At 49.6% G+C, this 542-nt stretch carries 1 protein-coding gene; it reads right to left on the bottom strand.

Features of this window, described 5'->3' with window-relative positions; genetic code table 11:
- Positions 1-542: porin (locus tag ACTHTJ_RS10760; RefSeq protein WP_440362673.1), on the bottom strand; the 542-nt coding region annotated here is incomplete at both ends.

Genomic DNA, 542 nt, shown 5'->3' with positions numbered 1-542 from the left:
GACAAAGAGATTGTCTTTGTCGTAATAAGTTTCAACTTTGGCGATTTGTGCCGCTTTGACTTTGCCGGAATTGTCGGTGTACGCGCCGTTGTCGTGGCCGTAAGCCGCATTGGCAGTAAAGCCGTTTTTAGAGAAGTTCACGCCGCCGGTGTATTGGTCTTGGGCCGCTTTGGTGTGCGTGTATTTGTATGAAGGATTACGGTTGTCGCGCGGTGCGTAAGACACGTTGAATTTGAATCCGCCGAAATCCGGGCTGTCGTAGCGTACAGCGGCGTTACGGTTACCGGTACGGGTAAAGATGCCCAAGCCCGCGGCATTGGTTTTGTACATCCATGGATCGATGGTATCCATTTCATTCAGCATATTGCTGAGTTTACCGGCACGGACCTTACCGAATTTACCTTGCAAACCAATAAAGGAATCGCGATTGGCAAAACCTTGTGAACCGCCGGTAATGGCTGTTTTTTGTTCAACTTGCCAGATGGCTTTCAAATCGCCGCCGAGGTTTTCGCTGCCTTTAAAACCGATACGGGAGGTATTGT

The organism is Neisseria sp. P0018.S001, assembly GCF_051957355.1.
Taxonomy (GTDB): Bacteria; Pseudomonadota; Gammaproteobacteria; order Burkholderiales; family Neisseriaceae; genus Neisseria; species Neisseria subflava_A.
This window is presented reverse-complemented; position numbering and strand designations above follow the sequence as displayed.